This is a genomic window from Planktothrix mougeotii LEGE 06226 (assembly GCF_015207485.1).
Taxonomy (GTDB): Bacteria; Cyanobacteriota; Cyanobacteriia; order Cyanobacteriales; family Microcoleaceae; genus Planktothrix.
Window position 1 is genome coordinate 20,958 of sequence record NZ_JADEWU010000005.1, and the last position, 22,471, is coordinate 43,428.

The 22,471-nt window shown below is 38.8% G+C and carries 21 protein-coding genes; 16 read left to right on the forward strand and 5 right to left on the reverse strand.

The features are described from left to right. The first annotated feature begins 315 nt into the window (after positions 1-315). The 5 genes from IQ236_RS03635 to IQ236_RS03655 all read left to right on the forward strand — a co-directional run bounded on the left by IQ236_RS03635 (position 316) and on the right by IQ236_RS03655 (position 4,140). Positions 316-1,182 (forward strand): M15 family metallopeptidase, encoded by an 867-nt coding sequence (locus IQ236_RS03635; protein ID WP_193868103.1) that lies wholly within the window; start codon positions 316-318, stop codon positions 1,180-1,182. Further along, entirely contained in the window at positions 1,182-1,856 is a 675-nt protein-coding gene (locus tag IQ236_RS03640) for an ATP-dependent Zn protease (protein ID WP_193868005.1), read from the forward strand. Before IQ236_RS03635 ends, IQ236_RS03640 begins: the two co-directional genes overlap by 1 nt. Positions 1,857-1,912: 56 nt before the next feature. Next, complete coding sequence (locus tag IQ236_RS03645; RefSeq protein WP_193868006.1) at positions 1,913-3,019, forward strand: leucine-rich repeat domain-containing protein; 1,107 nt, start codon at positions 1,913-1,915, stop codon at positions 3,017-3,019. A 187-nt stretch (positions 3,020-3,206) separates the two neighbouring features. Beyond that, positions 3,207-3,560, forward strand: a complete 354-nt coding sequence (locus IQ236_RS03650; protein ID WP_190520559.1) for a PadR family transcriptional regulator — start codon at positions 3,207-3,209, stop codon at positions 3,558-3,560. A gap of 46 nt (positions 3,561-3,606) precedes the next feature. Then, positions 3,607-4,140: a cofactor assembly of complex C subunit B gene (locus IQ236_RS03655; protein WP_193868007.1), complete on the forward strand. Its 534-nt coding sequence runs from the start codon at positions 3,607-3,609 to the stop codon at positions 4,138-4,140. Between the two features lie 287 nt (positions 4,141-4,427). Here the strand turns inward: IQ236_RS03655 and IQ236_RS03660 are convergent, their stop codons facing one another. After that, positions 4,428-4,751: a DUF3155 domain-containing protein gene (locus IQ236_RS03660; RefSeq protein WP_190520554.1), complete on the reverse strand. Its 324-nt coding sequence runs from the start codon at positions 4,749-4,751 to the stop codon at positions 4,428-4,430. A 146-nt stretch (positions 4,752-4,897) separates the two neighbouring features. On the opposite strand from IQ236_RS03660, the gene IQ236_RS03665 reads away from it, so the two are divergent. The 4 genes from IQ236_RS03665 (at position 4,898) to IQ236_RS03680 (ending at position 9,282) form a co-directional block, all read left to right on the forward strand. Continuing rightward, complete coding sequence (locus IQ236_RS03665) at positions 4,898-6,301, forward strand: sensor histidine kinase (RefSeq protein ID WP_193868008.1); 1,404 nt, start codon at positions 4,898-4,900, stop codon at positions 6,299-6,301. Positions 6,302-6,423: 122 nt separating this feature from the next. After that, entirely contained in the window at positions 6,424-7,053 is a 630-nt protein-coding gene (locus IQ236_RS03670) for an SLATT domain-containing protein (protein WP_193868009.1), read from the forward strand. Between the two features lie 121 nt (positions 7,054-7,174). After that, complete coding sequence (locus IQ236_RS03675; RefSeq protein WP_193868010.1) at positions 7,175-7,834, forward strand: hypothetical protein; 660 nt, start codon at positions 7,175-7,177, stop codon at positions 7,832-7,834. 68 nt (positions 7,835-7,902) lie between these two features. Further along, positions 7,903-9,282, forward strand: a complete 1,380-nt coding sequence (locus IQ236_RS03680; protein WP_193868011.1) for a four-carbon acid sugar kinase family protein — start codon at positions 7,903-7,905, stop codon at positions 9,280-9,282. Positions 9,283-9,370: 88 nt separating this feature from the next. On the opposite strand, the gene IQ236_RS03685 is transcribed toward IQ236_RS03680, so the two are convergent. From IQ236_RS03685 to IQ236_RS03695, 3 genes are all read right to left on the reverse strand, one after another. Continuing rightward, positions 9,371-9,943: a hypothetical protein gene (locus IQ236_RS03685; protein WP_193868012.1), complete on the reverse strand. Its 573-nt coding sequence runs from the start codon at positions 9,941-9,943 to the stop codon at positions 9,371-9,373. Then, the gene (locus IQ236_RS27970; RefSeq protein ID WP_193868013.1) at positions 9,943-10,113 is read right to left on the reverse strand and encodes a transposase family protein; all 171 of its coding nucleotides are present in this window, start codon (positions 10,111-10,113) and stop codon (positions 9,943-9,945) included. The genes IQ236_RS03685 and IQ236_RS27970 overlap by 1 nt, the downstream gene beginning before the upstream one ends. Positions 10,114-10,277: 164 nt before the next feature. Further along, positions 10,278-11,240: an aldo/keto reductase gene (locus IQ236_RS03695; RefSeq protein ID WP_193868014.1), complete on the reverse strand. Its 963-nt coding sequence runs from the start codon at positions 11,238-11,240 to the stop codon at positions 10,278-10,280. A gap of 67 nt (positions 11,241-11,307) precedes the next feature. On the opposite strand from IQ236_RS03695, the gene IQ236_RS03700 reads away from it, so the two are divergent. The 3 genes from IQ236_RS03700 to IQ236_RS03710 all read left to right on the forward strand — a co-directional run bounded on the left by IQ236_RS03700 (position 11,308) and on the right by IQ236_RS03710 (position 15,461). Continuing rightward, entirely contained in the window at positions 11,308-11,892 is a 585-nt protein-coding gene (locus tag IQ236_RS03700) for a DUF1802 family protein (RefSeq protein ID WP_322744076.1), read from the forward strand. A gap of 765 nt (positions 11,893-12,657) precedes the next feature. Further along, entirely contained in the window at positions 12,658-13,725 is a 1,068-nt protein-coding gene (locus tag IQ236_RS03705) for a GUN4 domain-containing protein (protein ID WP_193868015.1), read from the forward strand. A 119-nt stretch (positions 13,726-13,844) separates the two neighbouring features. Next, positions 13,845-15,461: a YcjF family protein gene (locus IQ236_RS03710; RefSeq protein WP_193868016.1), complete on the forward strand. Its 1,617-nt coding sequence runs from the start codon at positions 13,845-13,847 to the stop codon at positions 15,459-15,461. A gap of 25 nt (positions 15,462-15,486) precedes the next feature. On the opposite strand, the gene IQ236_RS03715 is transcribed toward IQ236_RS03710, so the two are convergent. Further along, positions 15,487-16,674, reverse strand: a complete 1,188-nt coding sequence (locus tag IQ236_RS03715; RefSeq protein ID WP_193868017.1) for a helix-turn-helix transcriptional regulator — start codon at positions 16,672-16,674, stop codon at positions 15,487-15,489. 402 nt (positions 16,675-17,076) lie between these two features. On the opposite strand from IQ236_RS03715, the gene cas10 reads away from it, so the two are divergent. From cas10 to IQ236_RS03735, 4 genes are read left to right on the forward strand one after another with little or no spacing between them, the layout of a single operon-like run. Then, positions 17,077-20,118, forward strand: a complete 3,042-nt coding sequence (cas10, locus tag IQ236_RS03720) for a type III-B CRISPR-associated protein Cas10/Cmr2 (protein WP_228041407.1) — start codon at positions 17,077-17,079, stop codon at positions 20,116-20,118. Positions 20,119-20,129: 11 nt separating this feature from the next. Continuing rightward, positions 20,130-21,233: a type III-B CRISPR module-associated Cmr3 family protein gene (locus tag IQ236_RS03725; protein ID WP_193868018.1), complete on the forward strand. Its 1,104-nt coding sequence runs from the start codon at positions 20,130-20,132 to the stop codon at positions 21,231-21,233. 5 nt (positions 21,234-21,238) lie between these two features. Continuing rightward, the gene (cmr4, locus tag IQ236_RS03730) at positions 21,239-22,069 is read left to right on the forward strand and encodes a type III-B CRISPR module RAMP protein Cmr4 (protein ID WP_193868019.1); all 831 of its coding nucleotides are present in this window, start codon (positions 21,239-21,241) and stop codon (positions 22,067-22,069) included. A 20-nt stretch (positions 22,070-22,089) separates the two neighbouring features. Then, a complete protein-coding gene (locus IQ236_RS03735) occupies positions 22,090-22,470 on the forward strand; it encodes a hypothetical protein (RefSeq protein WP_193868020.1) in 381 nt (126 codons plus the stop codon). The last annotated feature ends 1 nt before the right edge of the window (position 22,471 follow it).

The window sequence follows — 22,471 nt, forward strand, 5'->3', positions numbered from 1 at the left end:
GAGGCAGTGTACTCAGCCGAAAAAGCCTTGATAACATTGGCCAAGCTAACATTACCCTAGAAATAGGAGGGGGAGAAATCCCCAAACCCAATTAAACGCCCTACCGAGGCGGGTCGAACCAGAACAATATCGGTAGCCTCAATCCTGTAATCCCAACAGGTATGCCGGGGAGTTTCGCCACTTCTGAGGCACAACGGTTTCCTCCAAACCACAAGAATTCACTATGTTGCATAGACCCCGCCCTCCCTTTCCTCTCACCGCCAAGCTGAGTACAGCTATGGCGGGAGTCTCCAGGGAGGAAGAAAGGTGAAGCCGTTGAAGCATTCTAGTCTGCCTAAACAAGCCGAAACTGTCGCGGATGAATCAACTCAAGAGATTCCAGAAGCAATACGAGATGTTCCCGTTGTGACCGTGGCTTCCTCCCGACCCCCTCAGAGACCTGGACTCTTCTGGAAAATGTTGGGGTTAGCCGTCGTGGCGTTCTGTACGGCTTTAGCCATTAATTATCAATTTGGAATTCTGTCTCCCAAAGCTTATATCCCCCTGATAGAAACTACCCCAGAAGCCAAAAGTTCTGTTACATCTTCCCCGTCTCCTAGTCCGAGCACGTCAGTTTCAGCGACACCAACCGCCCCCTCCCCTAGTGCCTCTCCAACCCTACCGGACAATTTATTAGGTCATCTCCCCTATGAAGAAGCTCCAGCCGCAGAGTTAGAAAGTATTACCCCCGATGGGAGTCATCGGTTACGCAAAGCTGCCGCCCAAGCTTATCAGGAAATGGAGCAAGCGGCTTTAGCCAGTGGGGTGAGTTTAGTTCCGATTTCCAGCTTTCGCACGGTTAAAGAACAGGAAGGAATCTTTTTTGAAGTCAAAGCCCAACGGGGACAAGGAGCAACCAAACGCGCCGAGGTAAGCGCACCGCCGGGATATAGTGAACATCATACGGGTTATGCCATGGATATTGGGGATGGAAATATGCCCTCAACGAACTTGAGTGTTAGTTTTGAACAAACTCAGGCTTTTCAATGGTTAAAAGAGAATGCCGCTTTTTATAGTTTTGAGTTATCCTTTCCTAAGAATAATCCCCAAGGGGTGAGTTATGAACCTTGGCATTGGCGGTTTGTCGGAGATCGCCAGAGTTTGGAAACGTTTTATAAAGCCAGAAATCTGAAGAAAAGCTGATGAGAACGACCAGTTTAAACTTAATTGCAATTAGTGTTTTCTGCATAACTTTATCGGCGTTATTGAGTCCGGTTTTGAATATTTCGCCGTTTATTCCGGCGAGTGTGACTTGTTTTTTATTAGGGGTGGCGACGTTAGATATATTTCAATTTCAAGGTCAAGGTGCTAATTTATTAGTAGATTGGTTAGCGGGAACCTCGGCTTCCACTCGGGAACGAATTTTACACCATGAAGCCGGACATTTTTTAGTGGCTTATTTGATGGAAATTCCCATTCAGGGATATGCTTTAAATGGTTGGGAAGCCTTCAAACAGGGATTAAAGGCTCAAGGAGGGGTGCAGTTTGCTGATCAACAGTTATGGGAACAATTACAGCAAGGTCAACTTTCATCACGGGTTTTAGATCGTTATTGTACCGTTTGGATGGCGGGAATCGCCGCAGAAACGTTAGTATTTCAAAAAGCGGAGGGGGGATGGGAAGACCGAGAAAAAATTACCGCAATTTGGACTCAGTTAAATCGTCCGATGAGTGAAGCGAAAGTTAAAGAACGTTGGGCTATTTTACAAGCTAAAACCTTAATTCAAAATCACGAAACGACCTATTATCGTTTGGTAGAAGCTATGAAAAATAAAGCTTCTGTTGAAGAGTGTTATCAAATGATTCAGGTTGACTGAAAAACAAAGTGTTGATTTTATGATGTTATTTTGTAAATAAACAATTTATTAAAATTATGATAAATTATGTTAACATAAATCCCTATAAAATAACACTAAATTTTTTAATATTTTTATTACCCCTAAATCCGGCTTTAGCTTCAGAGACTGCTGTACAACCTTCAAATAATTTTGAAACGATTTGTTTAAATCAAAATAATTTAGAGGTAGAAACACAAAAAACCCTAGATTTATTATTAGAAATCTCTCAAACCAAAGACTGTAAAATAGCAAATAAAATTCTATCTCAACTGATTCAATTAAATTTGAGTGGGTATCAAATCAAAGATTTAAGTCCTTTAAGTTCTTTTTCTCAATTACAATTTTTGTATTTAAGTGGAAATCAAATCTCTGATTTAACGCCATTGGCTAATCTAACAAATTTAAAAGTCTTAGCACTGGATGTCAATCAAATTCAGGATTTAACCCCGCTTTCTTCCTTAATAGCACTAGAAACTTTAATTTTAGATACGAATAAAATTACGGATTTAACCCCGCTTAACCATTTGACCCGATTAAAAAGTTTAGTATTATTTGATAATCAAATTCGAGATATTACGCCGTTGCAATCTTTAGTAAGTTTAAAAAAATTAGCCTTACAGGGAAACCAAATTTCTGATATTACACCCCTACACCCCTTAACAAAACTCAGCTATTTAGCCCTTTATGATAATCAAATTGCAGATTTAACCCCCCTCGCCTCTTTAACTCATCTCAAACAACTGCTCCTCTTTAACAATCAAATTACAGATTTAACCCCCCTCGCCTCTTTAACCAATCTCAACCAATTAACTTTATTTGATAATCAAATTTCCGATCTTCGTCCTTTAGCAACCCTGACCAATCTAACCGAACTTTACCTTGGAAATAATCCCATTTCAGATTTAACCCCCTTACAAGCATTGACGCACCTGAAAATCCTCAGCTTGTTTAATACCTCGGTTTCAAATCTTGCACCCCTGCAACCGTTAACCCAATTAATCACTTTAGATTTGTATAATACAAAAGTTTCCGATAGTCGTCCATTGCAAAGCTTGACAAACCTAACTGGATTAGACCTGAGAGGGAATTCCTTGACAGAACGAGCTTGTCCCGTTAAAACCACCTTAACCTGTCGTTTTTAGCTAACCTATAGGGAATCACCGTGATTGATTTTCTCCAATATCCCTAAAAATAGTGACCACATTGACTAAATCCCGAATCACGGCGCGATAAATTATATAAATAGAGTCAGGCTAGAAGTCAAAAATTTTCATCCTTATCTAAAATTTAGGTGAATCAATCATGCTTCAGAGTAAGCGGGAGAATCTTATGACCTTTGAAGAGATCTATCAATTTTTCCAAGAACCCCCGCCTATCTATCTCAATAAAGAACTGGCGGTTTGCTACATCTTATCTGTCTTTCTGCGAGGGGACTCCTATGGAACCGAACTGATTGAACGACTAGAACAAGAGTATTCTGCTTATCGATTATCGGATACGGTTCTCTATAGTGCCTTGAAGTTCCTCGAAAAACAAGGAACGATTACGGGATACTGGCAGAAGGTAGAAGGCAGAGGTCGCCCTCGTAGGATGTACCAAATCATACCGGAATACAAAACCCAGGCGCAAGAGTTAGCCCGACTTTGGCATGAATATACAACTCGTCGAGGTAAATTTGTGTAAACTCCCCATCGACGAGTGACCGTTTAAAAGTAGACTAATTTAATCTATGATGATTCCCGTAATTCCTTCCACGTTTGTGTTGACCTTGTTACTAGCAATTGGCTTATTCTTCTTTGTGCGGGCTGCGACCAAAGATCGAACCCAGCAGGAAAAACTAATGGCGGAACAAGCAGCAGACTCTTTGCTAACGCAAATTCAACAGTATTTCGCAGCACGAGCTTATCGTGTGACGAAATTAAATCGGGAAGACAATCAAATCACCTTTGAGGGGTTAGTTCGTCCCAGTTGGTTTCTAGCCATCTTCTTAACCCTATTAACAGCCGTTGGGCTGTTATGTTTAGGATTAGTCCTATCGATGGCTATTCCCAACCTTGGCGAACTGTTTTGGGGACTGGTGTTGCTTTCGCCCCTGGCGGGGTGGTTTTATTGGAAAGGTGCCGGGCGGCTAGAAAAAGTCTCTCTTAAGCTGGATGCTGTTCTCGGTCAAGGAAACCAAACTCAAAGTTTAATTACTGTAACCGCTCACCGAGACGAACTGGCAACGCTCAAACAAGCACTGCACCTCAAACCTTGCGAATAATTTCATCTGATCCTTGCTAGAAGCAGGGACTCCTGGGCTAGTTGGGTTAAAAGAGAAGAAATTCAACACCCTTTTAACCGACTAAACCCCCAGAGATAGATTGCCTCCATTGAAGGTTCACCACCAGACCTATCCGGTTTTTCTCTCGCGCTGCCTTAATCTGAGTTAAGGACTAAAGCTCATGTTGATAATAGCTGTCACCCAGTTTCAGGACGCTAGAAAAATTCCGCATTTAGAAAACCCTTTACTTTAAGCATTAAGAATATTCAACACAGGGGATCTAGACTTCAAACGCTTTTGAGGGCGGAAGCAGAAGATAGGGGTGTTGCTTTTTCCACAAGCTGCTTTAAACTGGGGAATAAAAAATGATTTTCTTCAACATACTGAGCGCCAAACAGACCCTTCTCAGCCCAGAAATACCGATCTGTTGTATGCTCATTGCGTTTGACAAGAAGCACAGCAGGGGGAATAATTCCCTCGGCATGGATAAACTTGCGAGCAGCCGTTACAGGTTTATCTTCGCCACTGGAAATGCTATATTGAGGCACACATTCTAAAATTCTTCGTCCTTCTTGTCTACGACGGCTTTTACGCTTACGTCTTCTAGCCAACTTGTTGACCTCCTTTTTAAGCAGGCGGGTTGTAAATATAGCTACAAAATCCGAAAGAAGTATATCTGTTCTAGTTCAAAATTTCAAGATGTTTTAATAGATTGATACAAAATCAGTACACTGATCCCCCGGCTCCTCCCCCTCCTATGCTTACAGCGAGTTCTGAATTTGTCCAACTCTGTCGCACGCAATTGTCATTGACGGCGAGTTTAGGTGCGTCCTTGAGTGTGGTGTATTTGGCCGAGGCTTGGGTGGATGAGGAACATCAGAAATTGATTCCGATCGCCACTTATCCTGAAACCTCCCTGGAAGATTTGGATATTCCGGGTTTGATGCGCTTTCCGACAATGTTAACTCCAACTCTACCTCGTTTGTTAACAACAGAAGAAATTACCAAAACCCGGATTTTGTTACCGGCGGTGGATATCAATGATTTTATAGAAGCTGAAGCACACCGGGAACAACCCCTAGAAGAAGAGAAAAGTTGGCAACAACGCAGTCAAACCGTGTTACCGTTGATTCAAGAAGAGGTGGTCTTAGGCTTTTTAGTCACCGGACGCAATGATCGCTCCTGGAACCCAGAGGAATATGGCCAATTGCAAGGAATTGCCCATACCTTAGCCCTGGGTTGTATTTTAGATCAACGCTCCCAATGGTTTCAACAACAATTAAGCCAACAACAACACCTACAGGCGCAACAAGCCGATGCCCTTCATAATATCTTTCATCAACTTAAAAGTCCCCTCACGGCGGTGCGTACCTTTGGAAAATTATTATTAAAGCGGTTGTTACCCGACGATAAAAATTATCCGATTGCCAATAGTATTTTACGAGAGAGCGATCGCATTCAAGAATTGTTACAACAAGCGGATCAAACTTTAGACCGCACAGAACCTGCTGTAAGCTTACCCCTAACCGTTGATTCTGTCTTGGTTTCCATGCCTCCTGGGGAAGAAGCCACGTCTGCGTCCTCAATGTTAACTTTGTTACCCGCCTGGGATGAACTCGAATGGTTAGAGTTATCTGAGGTCTTACAACCGTTAATTTTATCAACCCAAGCCATCGCTGAAGAACGACAACTTCAATGTTTTGTTGACCTTCCCCCTAAATTACCCGTTGTCCAAGGGAATCATAAAGCCTTGCGGGAAGTCTTGAGTAACCTCCTCGATAATGCCTTAAAATATACTCCACCGGGGGGAAAACTTTGTATTCGAGTGCGACTAACTCAAAAACGCAAATCTCAACCCCGACAAGTGGGAATTGGCATTAGTGATACTGGCCCCGGTATTCCACCCGAAGATTTAGCCCATTTATTTGAACGTCACTATCGAGGTGTCCAAGGACGTTCTGAAATTCCGGGGACAGGGTTAGGGTTAGCGATCGCCAAAACCTTAGTCGAACAAATGCAGGGAAAAATTGAAGTGTTCTCTCCGGTTAATTCGGTTTGGGTGTCCAAGGATATGCTTTCTCGTGGGAATACTCCTAGGGGAACTACATTTATCGTTTGGTTAAAGGGTGTTACTCCTGATCAAGAATTGAACAGAAGTTGATAGAATTATTTTTTCTTAACTGATGTTGTCTCCATCCCCAAGCCAATATTAAGCTTAAGAGTCCCAACAAACTGATCTAAAAATCCAATTTTCACCCCTTTATTTTACCCGGTTTAAAGCCTATGAGTGCATCCAGTAGCCCTGATAATCTGATTAATAACCCCGTGAGTTCCTCTGTTCCTGTAGAACAAAATTCAGGTAAACCACTGCCTTATGTTGCCCAGGAAGATATCATTTATCGTGCTTTTGATCGCAAAACCGTCTGTCGAGTTTTGAGTCAAGCGCATATTTATGTATCCATTCGCTGGACAAGAACTCATCTTTATATTGGCATTCCCAGCACCGTTTTAGCGGCTGTTGCTGGTGTGCAAGCCATCAGTGGGACTTATCAATTAGTGGCGGTGATTATTCCCGTTTTAGTCGCTATTCTTGCACCGTTATTAACCTTTTTAGATCCCAATGGTAAAGCGAATACCCATTTAGTCGCCTCCAGAGTTTATGAACAAATGGCAGATCAATATGATTCCTTTTTACTCAAATGTCGTTTAGAACCCCGACCCATCGAGGAAGAACTTAATGATTTAGTTCAGATTAATTCTGCCTATGGTGAAAGCAAAAAATCCCTTCCGGCTTGTCCTGAATGGGCTTATCAAAAAGCCCTTCGCACAGAAAATGACATCCAAAAGCTGATTCCTGCTGAACTTAAAAAAGCCGGGAATTATGGCAGATCTATAGGCAATACATCTTCTTGAATGGAGAATAAATTTGATCCCTTTAAACACCTTTTAATTTCCGTAGAGGCAGATTTGAGTTCATTTTTGAATCAGCCGATAAAACCAATCCAAAGACACTTCTACGGAATGGAGGTCTTCAATGGATAACACACAATCTGATTTAGAAGGATTAGAAATTACCCCAGGGGAAATCAAGCATTGGAGTGGTATCAATCAAAAGTTACTCTATCGACCCGCTACCGTTAAAAAATTATTAGGAGAAGGTTTAAAAACCTTTTTTATTTTATTATTATTATTAATCAGTTATTGGGTTTGGAGTTTAATTTTTCCAGAACTATCTTTAATTTTAATAATTATTTATTTAATTATGGGAGGACTATTAATTCTTGAGGATAGTGTGAAACTTTGGAATACCTTAACCCGTCCCCAATTCGTCAAACTGTGTCATCAAGTAGAGCGTTATAACGCCATTGTTAAAGCCTTAAAAATTTATGATCAACTCGATGCAATAGCCCATCCCCCCGGAAAATTAAACAATCGAGAAGCTATTATTGCAGCTTTAAACTTAATTAGAACAGAATTAATTAAAGGATTAAAAATAGAACGAACCTTGAAAAACTATCAAAAATTTATTCAGCAACATTCCGAACTGTTTGATCCAAATTTCACCGCCTTAACGGTCTTACAAACGGAAAAACCGACAACAGAACAAGGAAGACTTCTATATCAAGCCTTTGAAATTGCTTCAGACGTTCATCAACAATTAAAACAACTTCAGGAGCAACAGATTTCCCGTTAAGTGGTAGGCTGGTTTTAATATCCTGAAAATCCACCAATAACCTCAACACGATTGTGATAGGAACTCCAATGCGACCTAAAATTATTGTTCTCGATGATGACCCCACAGGTTCTCAAACCGTTCATAGTTGCTTATTGCTGACTCAGTGGGATGTGGATACCCTGCGAATTGGACTCGCTGACCAATCTCCGATTTTCTTTATTCTCACCAATACTAGAGCCTTAACACCCGAACAAGCCGCATCCGTTACCCGTGAAGTCACCCAGAATTTAAAATTAGCCCTCGCCGCCGAAGAAACCCGGTTTCTCAACGAAAAATCTGGATTTGATCAGCAAAATCTGGGCCAGAAACCGGGTTTCTACGTGATGGTGGTCAGTCGTTCTGATTCTACCCTACGCGGTCACTACCCGGTAGAAACCGATGTCATTGCTGAGGAACTGGGCCCCTTTGATGCTCATTTTCTAGTTCCAGCCTTTTTTGAAGGGGGAAGGATTACCCGCAATAGTATTCATTATTTAATCATTGATGGAGTAGAAACCCCCGTTCATTTAACAGAATTTGCTAAAGATTCAGTTTTTGCGTATCAACATAGTTATTTACCCGATTATGTCACCGAAAAAACCAACGGTCAAATTCCATCGGAAAAAGTAGAACAATTTTTGTTATCTGATATTCGGGTGGGAACTTTACCTCGGTTAATGCGTTTAACAGACAATCAATGTGTGGTAGTCGATGGTGAAACCCAAAAAGATTTTGATCAATTCGCCTCGGATATTATTACCGCCGCTAGTCAAGGAAAACGCTTTTTATTCCGCAGCGCGGCGAGTATTTTAACGTCTTTAGCAGCACTGGGAAATCAACCGATTCCCGCAGAAGAAATGGCAAAATATACCCGAAATGGGAAACCGGGTGTCGTGATTATGGGTTCTCATGTTAAGAAATCCACTCAACAATTAGAACGATTATTACAGGAACCTGGAATAGTCGGAATTGAAGTGGATGTTTCCCATTTATTAGAAGAAAGTGAGACTCAAAGACAGGAACTCCTACAACAAATTTTAGACCAAATTAAGACAATTCATGAGGAAGGTCAAACCCCAGTCATTTATACCAGTCGTCAAGAATTACAATTTGATACCGTAGAAACTCGGTTAGCGTTTGGGATGAAAGTCTCAGATTTACTGATGGATATTGTGCGAGGTTTACCGACAGATATTGGATTTTTAATTAGTAAAGGGGGAATTACCTCTAATGATGTCTTGAGTAAGGGATTAGCGTTAAAAACAGCACGGTTACTCGGTCAAGTGTTAGCAGGTTGTTCAATGGTTAAAACCTCTTCTAACCATCCTTTATACCCCAATTTACCCGTTGTTTTATTCCCTGGAAATGTGGGAGATGCTAACGGGTTAGCAACGGTCTATCAACGTTTAACCCAACCCCAAAGCTAACCCGTAGGGTGCGTAAGCAACGCGCACGCACCACTCCCTAATTAAACTTAATTAATCTACCAATAATCCTAAACCACGACTGACAAACCTATGGCTTTTTCTTCTTAAAAATCCAAGCTATTCCCAGAACTCCTACATAAAAGAAGAACGCCACTATAAAACTGATTATCACTGATATTCCAAAGGTGATGACGGGATAATCAGTCGCATATTGGCTTAATAATAGACCCGAACTAGAACCTGTAATTCCTCCCGCACTCATTCCTGTACCGACGGCTAAAATTTTGATTTGGAGTTGATAATTATTCTCTTGTTCCTGTTTTTCCTGACGGCGTTGGTTTTCAGTTTGTTCAATTTCTGTAATTCCCCGAATAGATGCGATCGCTCGATCTACTAAAGTAGAACCCTCAACAAAATAGTTGAGTTCATCCTTAATTCGCTCTTGGAAATATTGACTATCCTCATTAATAAAAGCAAGAAAGAAATCCAATTTTTGTTCAGAATTAATCGGGTATTTTTCTTTTAATTTTCGTTGAATTTTTTTTAAAGTTTTTTGATAATTTTTACTATTAATTACAATGGTTCTTAACCAGCTTTGAGCTTGATTTAAGGCTAAACTCACGGACTTTTCAGATCGAAACAGTTCATAAAACTTAATCATTAAATATGTTCTTCGTTTTTTCTAAAATTATCTATTTGCTTATCAGTAACATTGCCAGTTAGCAGGGCTAAAATAATGATAGTCAACACTACCCATAATTCATGTCTTTTACCCCGATTTTTCCGAAAATCCTTGACTAACTTCAGTTGTTCAATTATACTGTTTAACATGATTTTTTAAAACCAAATAAAAGTGATCTCTTTTTAATTTTACAAAAAAAAGATCACTTTTATTTCCCTTTTTACCCCTGACTTTGAAAACCCCCTGCTAAAAAAGGGGGGAATTGATGGATTAGGAGTTAGGAAAATATTGATTTTCCTATTAAGTCCTGTTTCTAAAAATCCCACATCACCGGATTATCATCTAAATGATCTGTAACAGTGCGCCCAATTTGGTCGATTTTTGCTAAATCTTCGGAGGCGATTTTAATAGTACCAGCATGAGTATTTTGTTCAGCTTGTTCTGCATTTCTAAACCCGACAATTGCATGAGTTTGGGGTTGGGAAATTAACCATGCGATCGCTAATTGTCCTAATGTACATTGATAACGTTCTGCAATGGGTCGTAATTGTTCTAAGGCATTTTGTACCCGTTGATAATGGTCTTTATTAGCAAATAATTTATTTTTAGATCGATGATCTCCTGCTGCAAATTGATGATGGGGGCCGAATTTTCCCGTTAATAATCCTTGAGCTAGGGGAGAATAAGCTAAAATAGAAATCTTCTGTTCAATACAATAAGACATGGCATCTTGTTCGACCTTTCGCCAAAATAAAGAATAAGGAGGTTGTAAACTTTCAATTCTTCCATATTGGCTGGCTTCTTCCAATTGTGTTCGGGAAAAATTAGAAACCCCAATCCCTCGAATTTTTCCTTGTTCTTTTAAGTGATTTAAGGCTTTCATGGTTTCTTCAATCGGGACTATTTCTGAATTAAAAAAGCCAGATGGCCAGTGTATTTGATATAAATCAATATAATCGGTATTCAGATTTTTTAAAGATTGTTCACAAGCTGCAATCACTTGATCATATTTCAAATGATTAGCAAATACTTTACTTGCATAAACGACTTGATCTCGGACATCAGATAAAGCTTGGGCTACAATTTGTTCCGAGTGCCCTTCTCCATAGACTTCTGCGGTATCAATGGTTGTAATTCCCGCCTCAAAACCAGCACGAATGGCTTTAATGGTTTCTGCATCTTCAATTCCTACCCACATTCGTTTTCCGGCTTGCCAAGTTCCGATTAAAAGCGGAGTAATTAGAATATCAGATTGACCTAGAGTTCGTTTTTCCATATTGAGTTTCCTAGTTTCAGGTTATTATTATATATAATATAATAGAAAATCAGCATCTATAATTATAATGATGAAAACTGTAACAAATCACGCTCTTAAAGAATGGAATATTACGGTTGAAGCCTTAGAACAAGGTGAAACCATTATGTTATTGAGAAAAGGAGGAATTCGGGAACAAAATGGAAAATTCAAGGTTGATCAGAACAAAATTCTGCTCTATCCTACCTTTGAACATCAAAAACCCACTTTATTAAAACCTGAATATGCTCATTTTGTACAACCTGTTTCTTCGAGTTGGCATCCTGAAACGGTTAAAATTAGTAGTTTTGCAGAAATTACTCATATTTTATCCTGGAATAATTCTCAAGATGAGTCTTTGATTCATTCATTAATCAAGTTTCATATTTGGAATGAAACTTTTGTGCGCGATCGCATCCAATTTAAACCTCAACAGCCTCTTTATATTCTATTATTGAGAACCTATAAACTTTCTCAAGTTCATGAAATTCCTTATCATCCTAGTTATGGCGGATGTCGTTCTTGGATTGATTTACAGCAACCGATTTCATTAGACAATAAAATTCCTATTTTAACTCAAGAAAACTACGACCAAAAAGTCTCAATGATTGCTCAAATTCTTCAATCCTCGTAGTGAGGGCTTCAGCCCTCATCCCTGATTAAGAAAGCCCTGAAGGGCTTACTACGGGATATAGTTTTGAAGCCTGGGTATCAACTTCAGAAAAATTTCTGAAGGTTTTATTACAGTAAGTAATAATTAGCCTACAATTAAAAGAAGTTGTTTTTCCACTCCCACTTCGTCCTAATACAACTAAAGATTCATATTCAATCGATAGAATTCCCCAATCCAACCCTCTGTATAAAAGCATACCATAAATCAAGAATTTTGATCAAAAATCCGATCTGGGTTGAGGATAATCCTCATGGTTATTTCAGATTATTCATACTGTTGAAGAATAAGAATCAAAGGATTAATCCTTGTATTTTTAACAACTTTTAATCGTGAAATTGATGAGTTTATATAGCTATAAAACCGTTTATTTTCGAGGATATGATGCTAGAATTGACTCCTAGCAGGGTGAGTTTTTCAATGCTATCTTGATTATAGGACTGCTACTCGTTGGGTGTAAGGAGGTGAGACAATTCAGGAAATCAAACCTAAGACAGCCAAACAAGTGTAAGAAAACGATTTTTAAAACCAATCTCATCTAAAACTATCACATCAGGAAACCAGACTATAAATTTCTGGAAGAATTATCTATTTTAGATTTTATCTTCTTAAAAATTTATCGGCTGGAATTTTCCCAAAATTTCATCTGTGTATTACCCTTGTTTTGAATTTCAGTTGTTTGACTTTTATTCCTGATGGTAATGGATATCGCATCTACCCCCGTTTAACATGAAAAATTCTCGATCGCCTTCCAGAACCGATACTTGGGTGGGAAAAGTAATAGATCAATTTCCCACTTTTATTATCGGATTTTTTACGGGATCACTGATCACAGTTTATGGAACTTTGACTCAGATTGATTTATTAAGCCATCTAAATGCTGATCCTAATATCCTAAATTTCTATCAACAATTATTGGGATTATCTCATGATACATCAGAACAAAAAAAACAATATAGAGGATATATTGAAAAGCTTAATATTAGTGTGAATCCTAATACGTTAATTATTCATGTTTTGCCTAATTCTATTTGTGAATCTGCTATTTATGAAGGAGATCGTGTACAAGTTTTACCTCCTGTTGAGGTAATTGGTCAACAAAATTCTGCTCAAGATACAGAATTTAATTTATTGAAACAGAGGGTCAATCAAATTATTAGTGATGGGTTTGGGTCTCTTGAAGTTGTCACTCCTGAAAATCAATTAGCACTGATTGAAATTAATCTACTCAATGAAGAACAAAATTGTGTGAGGAAACCTAAATATATTCAAGAGTTAGAAAAGCTCCTAGAGCAGAAAAAATGGAAAGAAGCTGATCAAAACACGAATCAGGTTTTACTGAAAATTACGAATCGAGAAAGTGTTGGTTATTTGGATGAAGATGCGATTCAAAAAATGTCTTGTTCCTACTTAAGAACGATTGATCAGTTATGGAAAAAATACTCAGGAGGGTTATTTGGATTTAGTGTTCAGAAGCGAATTTTTGTAGAAACTGAAAATGAGCTAGAAGATGATAGTTTAAATCGATATGATCCCAATGCTTATATTCATTTTACCGATTTAGTTCGCTGGATTGAATCAGGGAAAAATGGAAAAGAAAAATGGAAAAATTATAATGAATTGACTTTTTCTTTAGAAGCACCAGAAGGTCATCTTCCTCGTCTAAATCAGCTTGAGAAAGGAATGAAAAAGGAATCCAATTATCAACTTTTTTCTCCCAATGCGCTTCCCTTATCTTCCCAAGAAATTAAAGCAAGAACCTTATTTTTTACACGAGTTGATACTTGCAAGCTTTAGACTAATCTTAGAATATGAGGAGGTAGGGGAACTTAGGGGGGATGAATTCATTTCCTGAGTTAGTTACTATAGAAAGAGATCTATAAAATTAGTTCATTTGAGGTTAAAGCGATCGCAGTATGTCTATCTCTCGCTATTTACTGTTAATTTTTGGGATTTGCTTGCTTCTAGGGTTAATGATTTGGCTGATTAGTTCCCTATCAGCACTTTATACTCAGGTGATTTGGTCAGCGAATCCGATTTTAGCAAATTTGCTGCTATTATTATTAATTGTATTATTAGGATTGGCTATTTTTGCCTTTTTTTATTATACTCGATTATTCCAAAAATCAGGAAAATCTACCAAAAAACGGCGACCCTTAAAAATTCCTTTAGATAAAACCGAAGCCGCCGAAGAATCCCTTAAATCGTTAAGACAACAGGTGACTCAAATTCAAGATGAAGTGGCTAAAAAAGCGTTATTAAGTCGTTCTCAAGATATCGCTTCCGAATTAGCCAAAGGGAATATTCAAGTGGTCGTATTTGGAACAGGTTCGGCGGGAAAAACTTCTTTAGTCAATGCTTTAATGGGTCGCATGGTGGGAAAAGTTAACGCACCGATGGGAACTACAGAAGTTGGAGAAACCTATCATTTACAATTAGAAGGAATTGAACGGGAAATTTTAATTACAGATACCCCTGGAATTTTAGAAGCGGGAATGGGGGGCTCTGAACGGGGAAAATTAGCACGTTCGTTAGCAACAGATGCCAATTTATTAATCTTTGTTGTGGATAATGATTTAAGACAATCCGAATATCATTCCTTACAAGCATTAGTTGAAATTGGTAAGCGATCGCTGATTCTTTTAAATAAAATTGATTTATATCCTGAAAGCGATAAAACCCTAATTTTAGCTAAACTTCGAGAGCGAGTTAAGGCGTTTTTAGATCCCAGTGATGTCATTGCTGTAGCTGCAAATCCTCAATCCATACGTTTAGACACGGGAGAAATCATACAACCTGAACCGGATATTATGCCTTTAATTCGACGGATGGCAATGATTTTAAGATCAGAAGGAGAAGAATTAATTGCTGATAATATTTTACTCCAATCTCAGCGATTAGGAGAAGAAGCACGACGATTAATTGATACTCAAAGAAAACGGGAAGCTGAAAAAATTGTGGAACGATTTCAATGGATTGGTGCAGGAGTCATTGCGGTCACTCCTTTACCTGTCATTGATTTAATTGCGACGGCGGCTGTTAATACCCAAATGGTAATCGAAATTGGTAAAATATATGGCTGTGAATTAAATGCAGATCGGGGTCGAGAATTAGCCTTATCCTTAGCCAAAACTTTAGGCAGTTTAGGAGTGGTTAAAGGGGTGATTCAGTTAGTCTCAACAGCCTTACAATTAAATATTGCCACCTTAGTCGTCGCACGTGCCATTCAAGCGGTGAGTGCTGCCTATTTAACCCGGATTGCAGGTAAAAGTTTTATTGAATATTTCCGTCATGATCAAGATTGGGGAGATGGAGGAATGACGGAAGTAGTACAACGACAATTTCAGTTAACTCGCCGAGATGAATTTGTCAAACAATTTGTTCAAGATGCCTTTGCTAAAATTATTGAACCTTTGAATTTAAAGCCAGAAGAAGAGGAAGAATTTGAGATGGAAGTGAATCCCGAACCTTTATTAAAGCGTTATATAGAAGATTGGGATGAGGGGAATAGTGCTGATCGTCCTGATTGGTAAAAGGTAGATTAAATTTAATTCATTATCAGGACAAATCACCCCCCATATTTTGATAGCGTTCTACCATTTTACAAGCGGCTTGATACTGTTTTTGGGCAAGTTCTGGTGGAGATAAAACCTGTGCTAAGTTTAAATATTGATTGACCCAAATCATAAATTCATTGAGTGATCGAGAAGGTAACTGAATTTTATAATCTACAAATAATAGTTTCCCCTGTTCATCTTTAATCGTCTTAATTTGTTGACGAATATGGCGACGCTCCCCTTCTAAAATAAAATTAGTAGCGGGAGGAAAAAAGCGAATATGAACCAATTTTAAAGGCAGTTCTCCCGCAAGTTCCTGTTGTTGTTCGACTGCATTCCCTAAATTTAATCCCCATCCTTGGTTTAATAATTGATGAGCTTTTTGTAAATTATTATATTGTTCTTGGAGAGGTCGAGATTGGGATAAAAATTGGCAATAATCTCGATAGCGGTTGATTCGACCAATCGTGAGTTGACCGTTTTCGCAGGATTCATAGACCAAATACCAAGCAATATTAAAATGAATCAGTTGTAATGGCCAAATTTTTACTAATCCAATTTGTCCAGAATTATAGGGGTCACTGAACCGAGAAATTTCAATGGCTTTTCCAGTGAGAATTGCCTCTTCAATCTGATCTAATTGATGAAAAAGAGTATTTTGTACATTGCCCATTTCCAACATTTCATCCGGGTCAGTCCACACAATAGAACGGTTGAGTTGTTGTCGAACAGGATAGAAAAATTCTCCTTTTCGTTCTAAGTTAACCCCTCGTAATCGCTTTTCTAAAGTTTCGCAAATTCGTCTCGTTTTGGAGTCCGCTTGATATTGACTCAAGGAAACTAACAGTTGAAACGCAACTTGTAATTCCTCCCAACTCATCACACCTGTTCCGAGATAATAACCCCAACGGTACATTCGCTGTTCGAGAATGCTGTAGCGCCGTAGGGTTTCGATATCTTTACGAATTGTTGGTAAAGCGGGATAACCCGGAGGAAGGTTAATTTTCAGTTCAGAGGCAAGCTGCTGTAAGTGATATTGGACATCTGATAGAGCATTCCGATGTTCTCCTTTCTGAGTTGGGGGAGTGTTACCAACCCCTGGATATTGAACCAAGGTGGCAATTAATAACATCAATCGCTCAAAGGCTTGTTGATCTGAATAGGAATGGCGTGTTGGCTTTTTAGCCATATTCCGTAGGATAATAGTCGTAATAAGCCAATATTGACATGAAGCTTATGATTTCTTAAAAAATTTAGATTTTTAAAGGATTATTGAGTTTTGTAACTTAAACGATAAATATTGTGAAATTCAAGACAGAACCTATCACAGGTTGGTAAAGTTAGTAAATAGTTAATTTGTGAGAACATCACATTTGTTGTCCCCCTAGATTTAACAAACTTGCATCTGGCTAAGTCCAGTTAATTCACTCATCACACTCATTAGCTTTGATCCTAGAAGAAATGTTCTGCACAGCCACCTCCTGCAAACATTCTTATTATTCAGTTTTATTTTCTTGGATAACTAAGAAAAGACGGACTCGCAATGATTAGTTAAGTCAATTTCTATTCATGAAATGGGAAGTAAGGAATTATGACACTTTTTTGGCAAGCCAAAATTTGGGGTTTGCTTCATGACCCGGCATTAAAAGCACTGTACACCAATCGTGGACGAGGTGGCGAAGGAGCATGGCGATCGCTCACTTGTATGCAGGGATGGGAATCTCCCAAAGCCAAATCTCTCACTCATTCCCCCTACAGCACTCAATGGTTAAAGTACATTGGACTGTGTGATTTAATTGCATCAGCCAGCGATCGCGCTGCAATTGGTCGGGTTTCAATTCCCATTGATTATAATCAGCAAGGACTAGAAATTCGTCATTTACTATCAGGGAAAGAGCAACAGTTTAAATTAGAAAATTGGCATAACCCCTTAATCGCATTAAAAGACAATAGAATCGAGAAATTATCAACTCTTGAAACAAATATTATCCCTGATTTTATTCGTAACTGCACCGATGCTCGTCAAGTGTATTGGTGGTTCTGGCGCTGTTATCCCGTTGCTTTAACAAAAGCATTAAATCAAGAGCTTAATATTACTCATGAACCCTCCCTGTCCTTATTACCCGCCGATACTCGCATTCCTGATGCTTCCTTGTGGAGTCATATAACCATGACATCAGCCTTAGCGGGAGGGTTAGCCGGATATTATTCTGATATCGAAGATTATCCTAAAAAACGAGCCCGTAAAAATCAAGATTATTTTGAATCTCGTCCTTGTGTGGGAATCTTTAGTTTTACCCCCGTTCAAGACTTAATTAAAGCCAGCCGCAAAATGCGAGATTTTTGGGCAGGATCTTGGTTATTACATTATCTATCGGCTAAAGTAAGTTGGGCGATCGCTTGGAAATATGGCCCCGATAGTTTACTGTATCCCTGCTTATATCAACAACCCTTAATTGATTTATGGCTATTGCAAAAATACCCAGATTTTAAAGATTGGATTACACCCCCAACAGAACGACAATTATTAACCGCCGGGTTCCCCAATGTTCTTGTCACCATTTTACCCAATAATGGGTCTAATCATCCAGACTATTCCGGTAAAAATCCTGTGGTTTCTGCCATGCAATATGCAGAACAAACCTTAAATCAAGAATGGATGAACTTAGGAAAAGAAGTCTTAAATTATTTGCAAAATCCTGCTTATCCTTGGATCAAAGATCTGAATCCTCAAACCTGGGAAGGATGGTTAAAATCTCAATGGCAAAGTTATTGGACGGCTTTACCCATTGGCAGCTTAGATACAAAATTACACCATTCTCCCCATCATCAAAATTATAAAACTTGGGAGGATGAACAAAACAACTTTGCCCGTCCTCAAAAGCCTTTATTAGTTGAGTCTGAAGAAAAATTTATCAAAGCCAGTCGAAAAGCCGCCCTTTCAGAAGACTTGAAAAACCGCAGAACTAATCTTCAATCTTATCAAGCAAGACAACCTAATTTGAATGTAGGGTCTTGGTGGGCGAGTGTTTTTGATCAAACTCGGTTTGCTTTAAATGCAGTTAAAAATAACCGCACTTGGGAACTCCCCACCGCTTTTGGCCCCCGTTCAACGGTGTCAGGAATTGGCCCGGTTGTTCATTCCGGTCAAGATTGGGTGACAGAAGGAGAAACCGATAAAATTTGGCAAAATCAAGCGGGTTTATTTGATGGAATTGAAGAATTAAATGCAACGGAAGTTCTAAAACGAGGCTTACATAAAATTCTCCCTAACCTATTAAGCCGTTCTCAACAAAGTTTAGAGTTATATTATCCTGACCTGTGTTCTGGAGTCGCAGGTTGGCTAAAAAATAACCCTAACTTTATAGAATATTATCAGCACATTTGTGAAGATATTTCTAAACGATTTCCTTGGACAACTCAAGGGAAAGATAGCGTTGCTAACACCCCTTGGGGGATTCCTTGGGTGGCTAAAAATCATAGAAACTTATTGAATCCTCGTTTATTAAATGCAGGTTGGCTGATTGAAGATTTTGAACCTCAATCCAGTAACCCCAATCAAGTATTAACAAAACAGCAAAAACAGCAAAGAAAACAAGCCGAATCTATCGAAATTCGCCAAGCCATTAGTTCCTATTTTACCCCCGGCAATAATCCGACAGACTGGTATATTTTAGCCGCCGGAGATGGAGATGGAATGGGAAGTTGGTTAAAAGGAGAACCTCTGGGAAAATACAGTGAATATATAGCAACAGATTTAGAGCAAAATTTACATCAACTTTCTCCAGAAATGTCTGATACCTTCAAACATTTCCTTGACCAACCTAAACGAATGGGGCCAGCAACCCACAGTGCTTTAAGTCGAGCGTTGTTAGATTTTTCTAATCAATTAGTTCCCTATCTCACAGAAGAACGCTATGCAGGTCGATTAATTTATAGCGGCGGAGATGATGTTTTAGCTTATACTAATCTGTGGGAATGGGATAGATGGTTATGGGATATCCGTCAATGTTTTAAAGGGGATAAAGACCCCCACGAAGAATTTAGCAATCAAGGAGATTATTGGCACTGGAATCATAACAGTGAACCCCCCAAAAATTTATCAGCCCGTCCTTTATTTACAATGGGTTCCAAAGCAACCATTAGTTTTGGAATTGTGATCGCTCATCATTCTGTACCCATGGCGATCGCATTAGACAATCTTTGGCAAGCAGAAGATAGTGCAAAAGATCATTGTTCTGCTGACGGAAAATATAAAGATGCTGTACAAGTTCGAGTCATTTATGGAAATGGCAATATTTTATCAGCCACAACCAAATTTGATGTATTTAATCAATGGCGAATCCTAGTTGAGCAACCGGATTTAGATAGTGCCATCTTTGAACAAGCTGCACAAATCCATAGCCAACATTTGATTCCGGTAAAAGGTGCAATTCCGGCTTGGAGTAAAGCGTTCTGTAGTCGTCGAAAACAATTTATTGATGATGAATCTCGTTCTAATTTTGAAAGGCATTTAATTCAGTTCTTAGAAAATTTGTGGGAGAGTTCTTCTGTTAAAACGTTCCCAACGGAGATGAACAATTGGCTGAAATTAGCCGCCTTTACTTTACGAAATCGTAACATTGACATCTAAGGATCAACTTTATGGAAGAATTTTATTGGTATACAATCACCCCTCTGGATATTTTATTATTCAGAGATGCAAAACCCTTTACTCCGGGTGAACGAGCTTGGGCAGGGAGTGTATTTCCCCCGAATGGTCATGCGTTAGCGGGTTCAATTCGGAGCTTTTTAAATCAATCTGAACCCTTGGCATTAATCGGCCCCTTTTTTAGCTTGAAACAAACCCTTTATTTTCCGCGTCCATTAGGATTTGTTGGCACCAATCCTTTAGTTCCCTTAGAATGGATAAAAGATCAATATCTTAAGCAAATCTATTGGGATAAAAGCCAACCTTCTCCTTTAGTTACGTCGGGGAAAAATCAAAATTCTGAACCCAGAGAAAAACAGGAAAATAACTATTTTTGTCAGTTTATTTCCAGTAGAATTGTGTTAAACTATCTACAAACAGGTCAAATTAATCAAGAAGATTGGAAAACGGAAAATCCCGATTTCGTTCGACCCTGGAAAGTAGAAACTCGTTCCCATAATGCAATTCAAGCCGGGACTCGCCAAGTTAAAGATTCTGATGGTTATTTTGTAGAAAATGCAATCCGAATGGCAACAGGTTGGAGTTTAGCTATTGGTTTAAATCAAGAAATTAAAACTCCGGCTATTATTCAACTTGGTGGAGAAGGACATCGAGCCGTATTAGAACGATGTGAACCCCTTGAACAACAGTGGCAAACTATCAAAACAGCATCGGATGAAAACTTTAAAAAACAAGGGAAATCCGTTGCTTATTTAATCACTCCTGGGGTGTTTGAACGAAAGCATGATGGAGGAAAATCGATTTGTCGAGCATGGCCCTGGGAATGGAAATTATTTCACACTGCTAATCAAAATCAAACTCCTGGTTCTTTAGTCAGTGTAGCGACGGAAAAAGCGGTTCCCATTAGTTGCCGATTTCGCGAAAAAGAGGAAAACAAAAGTATTCCGGCTCCTCAAGTCTTTGCCGCGCCTCCGGGTAGTCTTTACTACTTAGAACAACCTGAATCTTTATTTCAGGATCAGGAGGAAACAAAAGTCAATCATTGGCGTAAATTGGGTTATTCACAATTACTTTGGATTCACTATCAAGGAGAGTAAAAACCATGACAAATTTAGTGTATTTGTATCTACTCGCTCCCTTACATACAGGGGGAACCACTCAAGAAGGAAATCTATTAGGAATTGCCCGTGAATCTCATACGAATTTACCTTACATTCCTTCCAGTAGCATTCGGGGAAGAATTCGAGCCAGTGTCAGCGATCGCATTACCTGTGTTAAGCTGTTTGGCCCGGATTTAAAAGATTTAGAAAATCGTCAGTTTTTAGATGAATATAAATTAGAAACCAATAAAGATCTCACTCAATTAGAACAAGGAGATATTTGGATCGGCGATGGTTCCTTATTATGGTTGCCTGTTCCTTCTTTAAGTCATGGTGTTGTCTGGATTAGTTGCCCGCTTCTGTTACAACGTTGGGCAAGATTTAACCCAAATTTACCTGAAATTCCCGCACCTTATAGCACAAATTTAGGGAATTCTAATGTTTATCTCAAAGATGCTATTTTAAAACAAAATCAACTCTCTACCTGGAATAATTGGAAAGACTTTCTTCCGCAAAACCAATCGAATCAATCAATTCAACGGGTTTTATTACTTCCTGATCAACATTGTGCCACCTTAATTCAAATGAGTTTGTGGCGACAAGTGAAAGTTAAACTTGATCAAAATAAATCAGTTGATGGTGGTTTTCGTTATGAAGAAGCCATCCCTCCTGATAGCGTGATGTATTTTCCTTGGGGAATTACATCACAAACTAATGGCACAGCAGAAAAATCAAAGACAGATTTTCAAGACTTGCTTTCAGTTAATGAAGTTTTACAAATTGGGGGTCAAGAAAGTTTAGGTCGTGGTTTTGTTCAATCTTGGTTAAATTAATTATTTAAGGAGTTAAACTCATGGCATTTGATCCACGTACTATTGCTACTCCTGTTTATGAAGCATTATCAGGACTGCAAACTCAATATTACAATCAAAATGAGCGCCTTCAAGAACAAAAAAGCCAAGCTGTTGAATTGTATACCTATTTAGCCACTTGGGGATTGATGCGACTTAAAGCAGAAGAAACAGCGTTAAATCAAGACGGTAAAAAAGATGTAGTTAAAAAATATTTTGCCTGTTTAGAAGAACTATCTGGGTTAACTAATCTTGCTAATGCTGAAGGTCTTAAAATCTTAAAAAATCTCAATGCAGATGAATATTTAGGTTTAACAGGTTTAGGTTTAACAGTCGCTCAAGAATTTAGTTTTTGGGCAAATGCTATTTATGTAGGAGACTAAG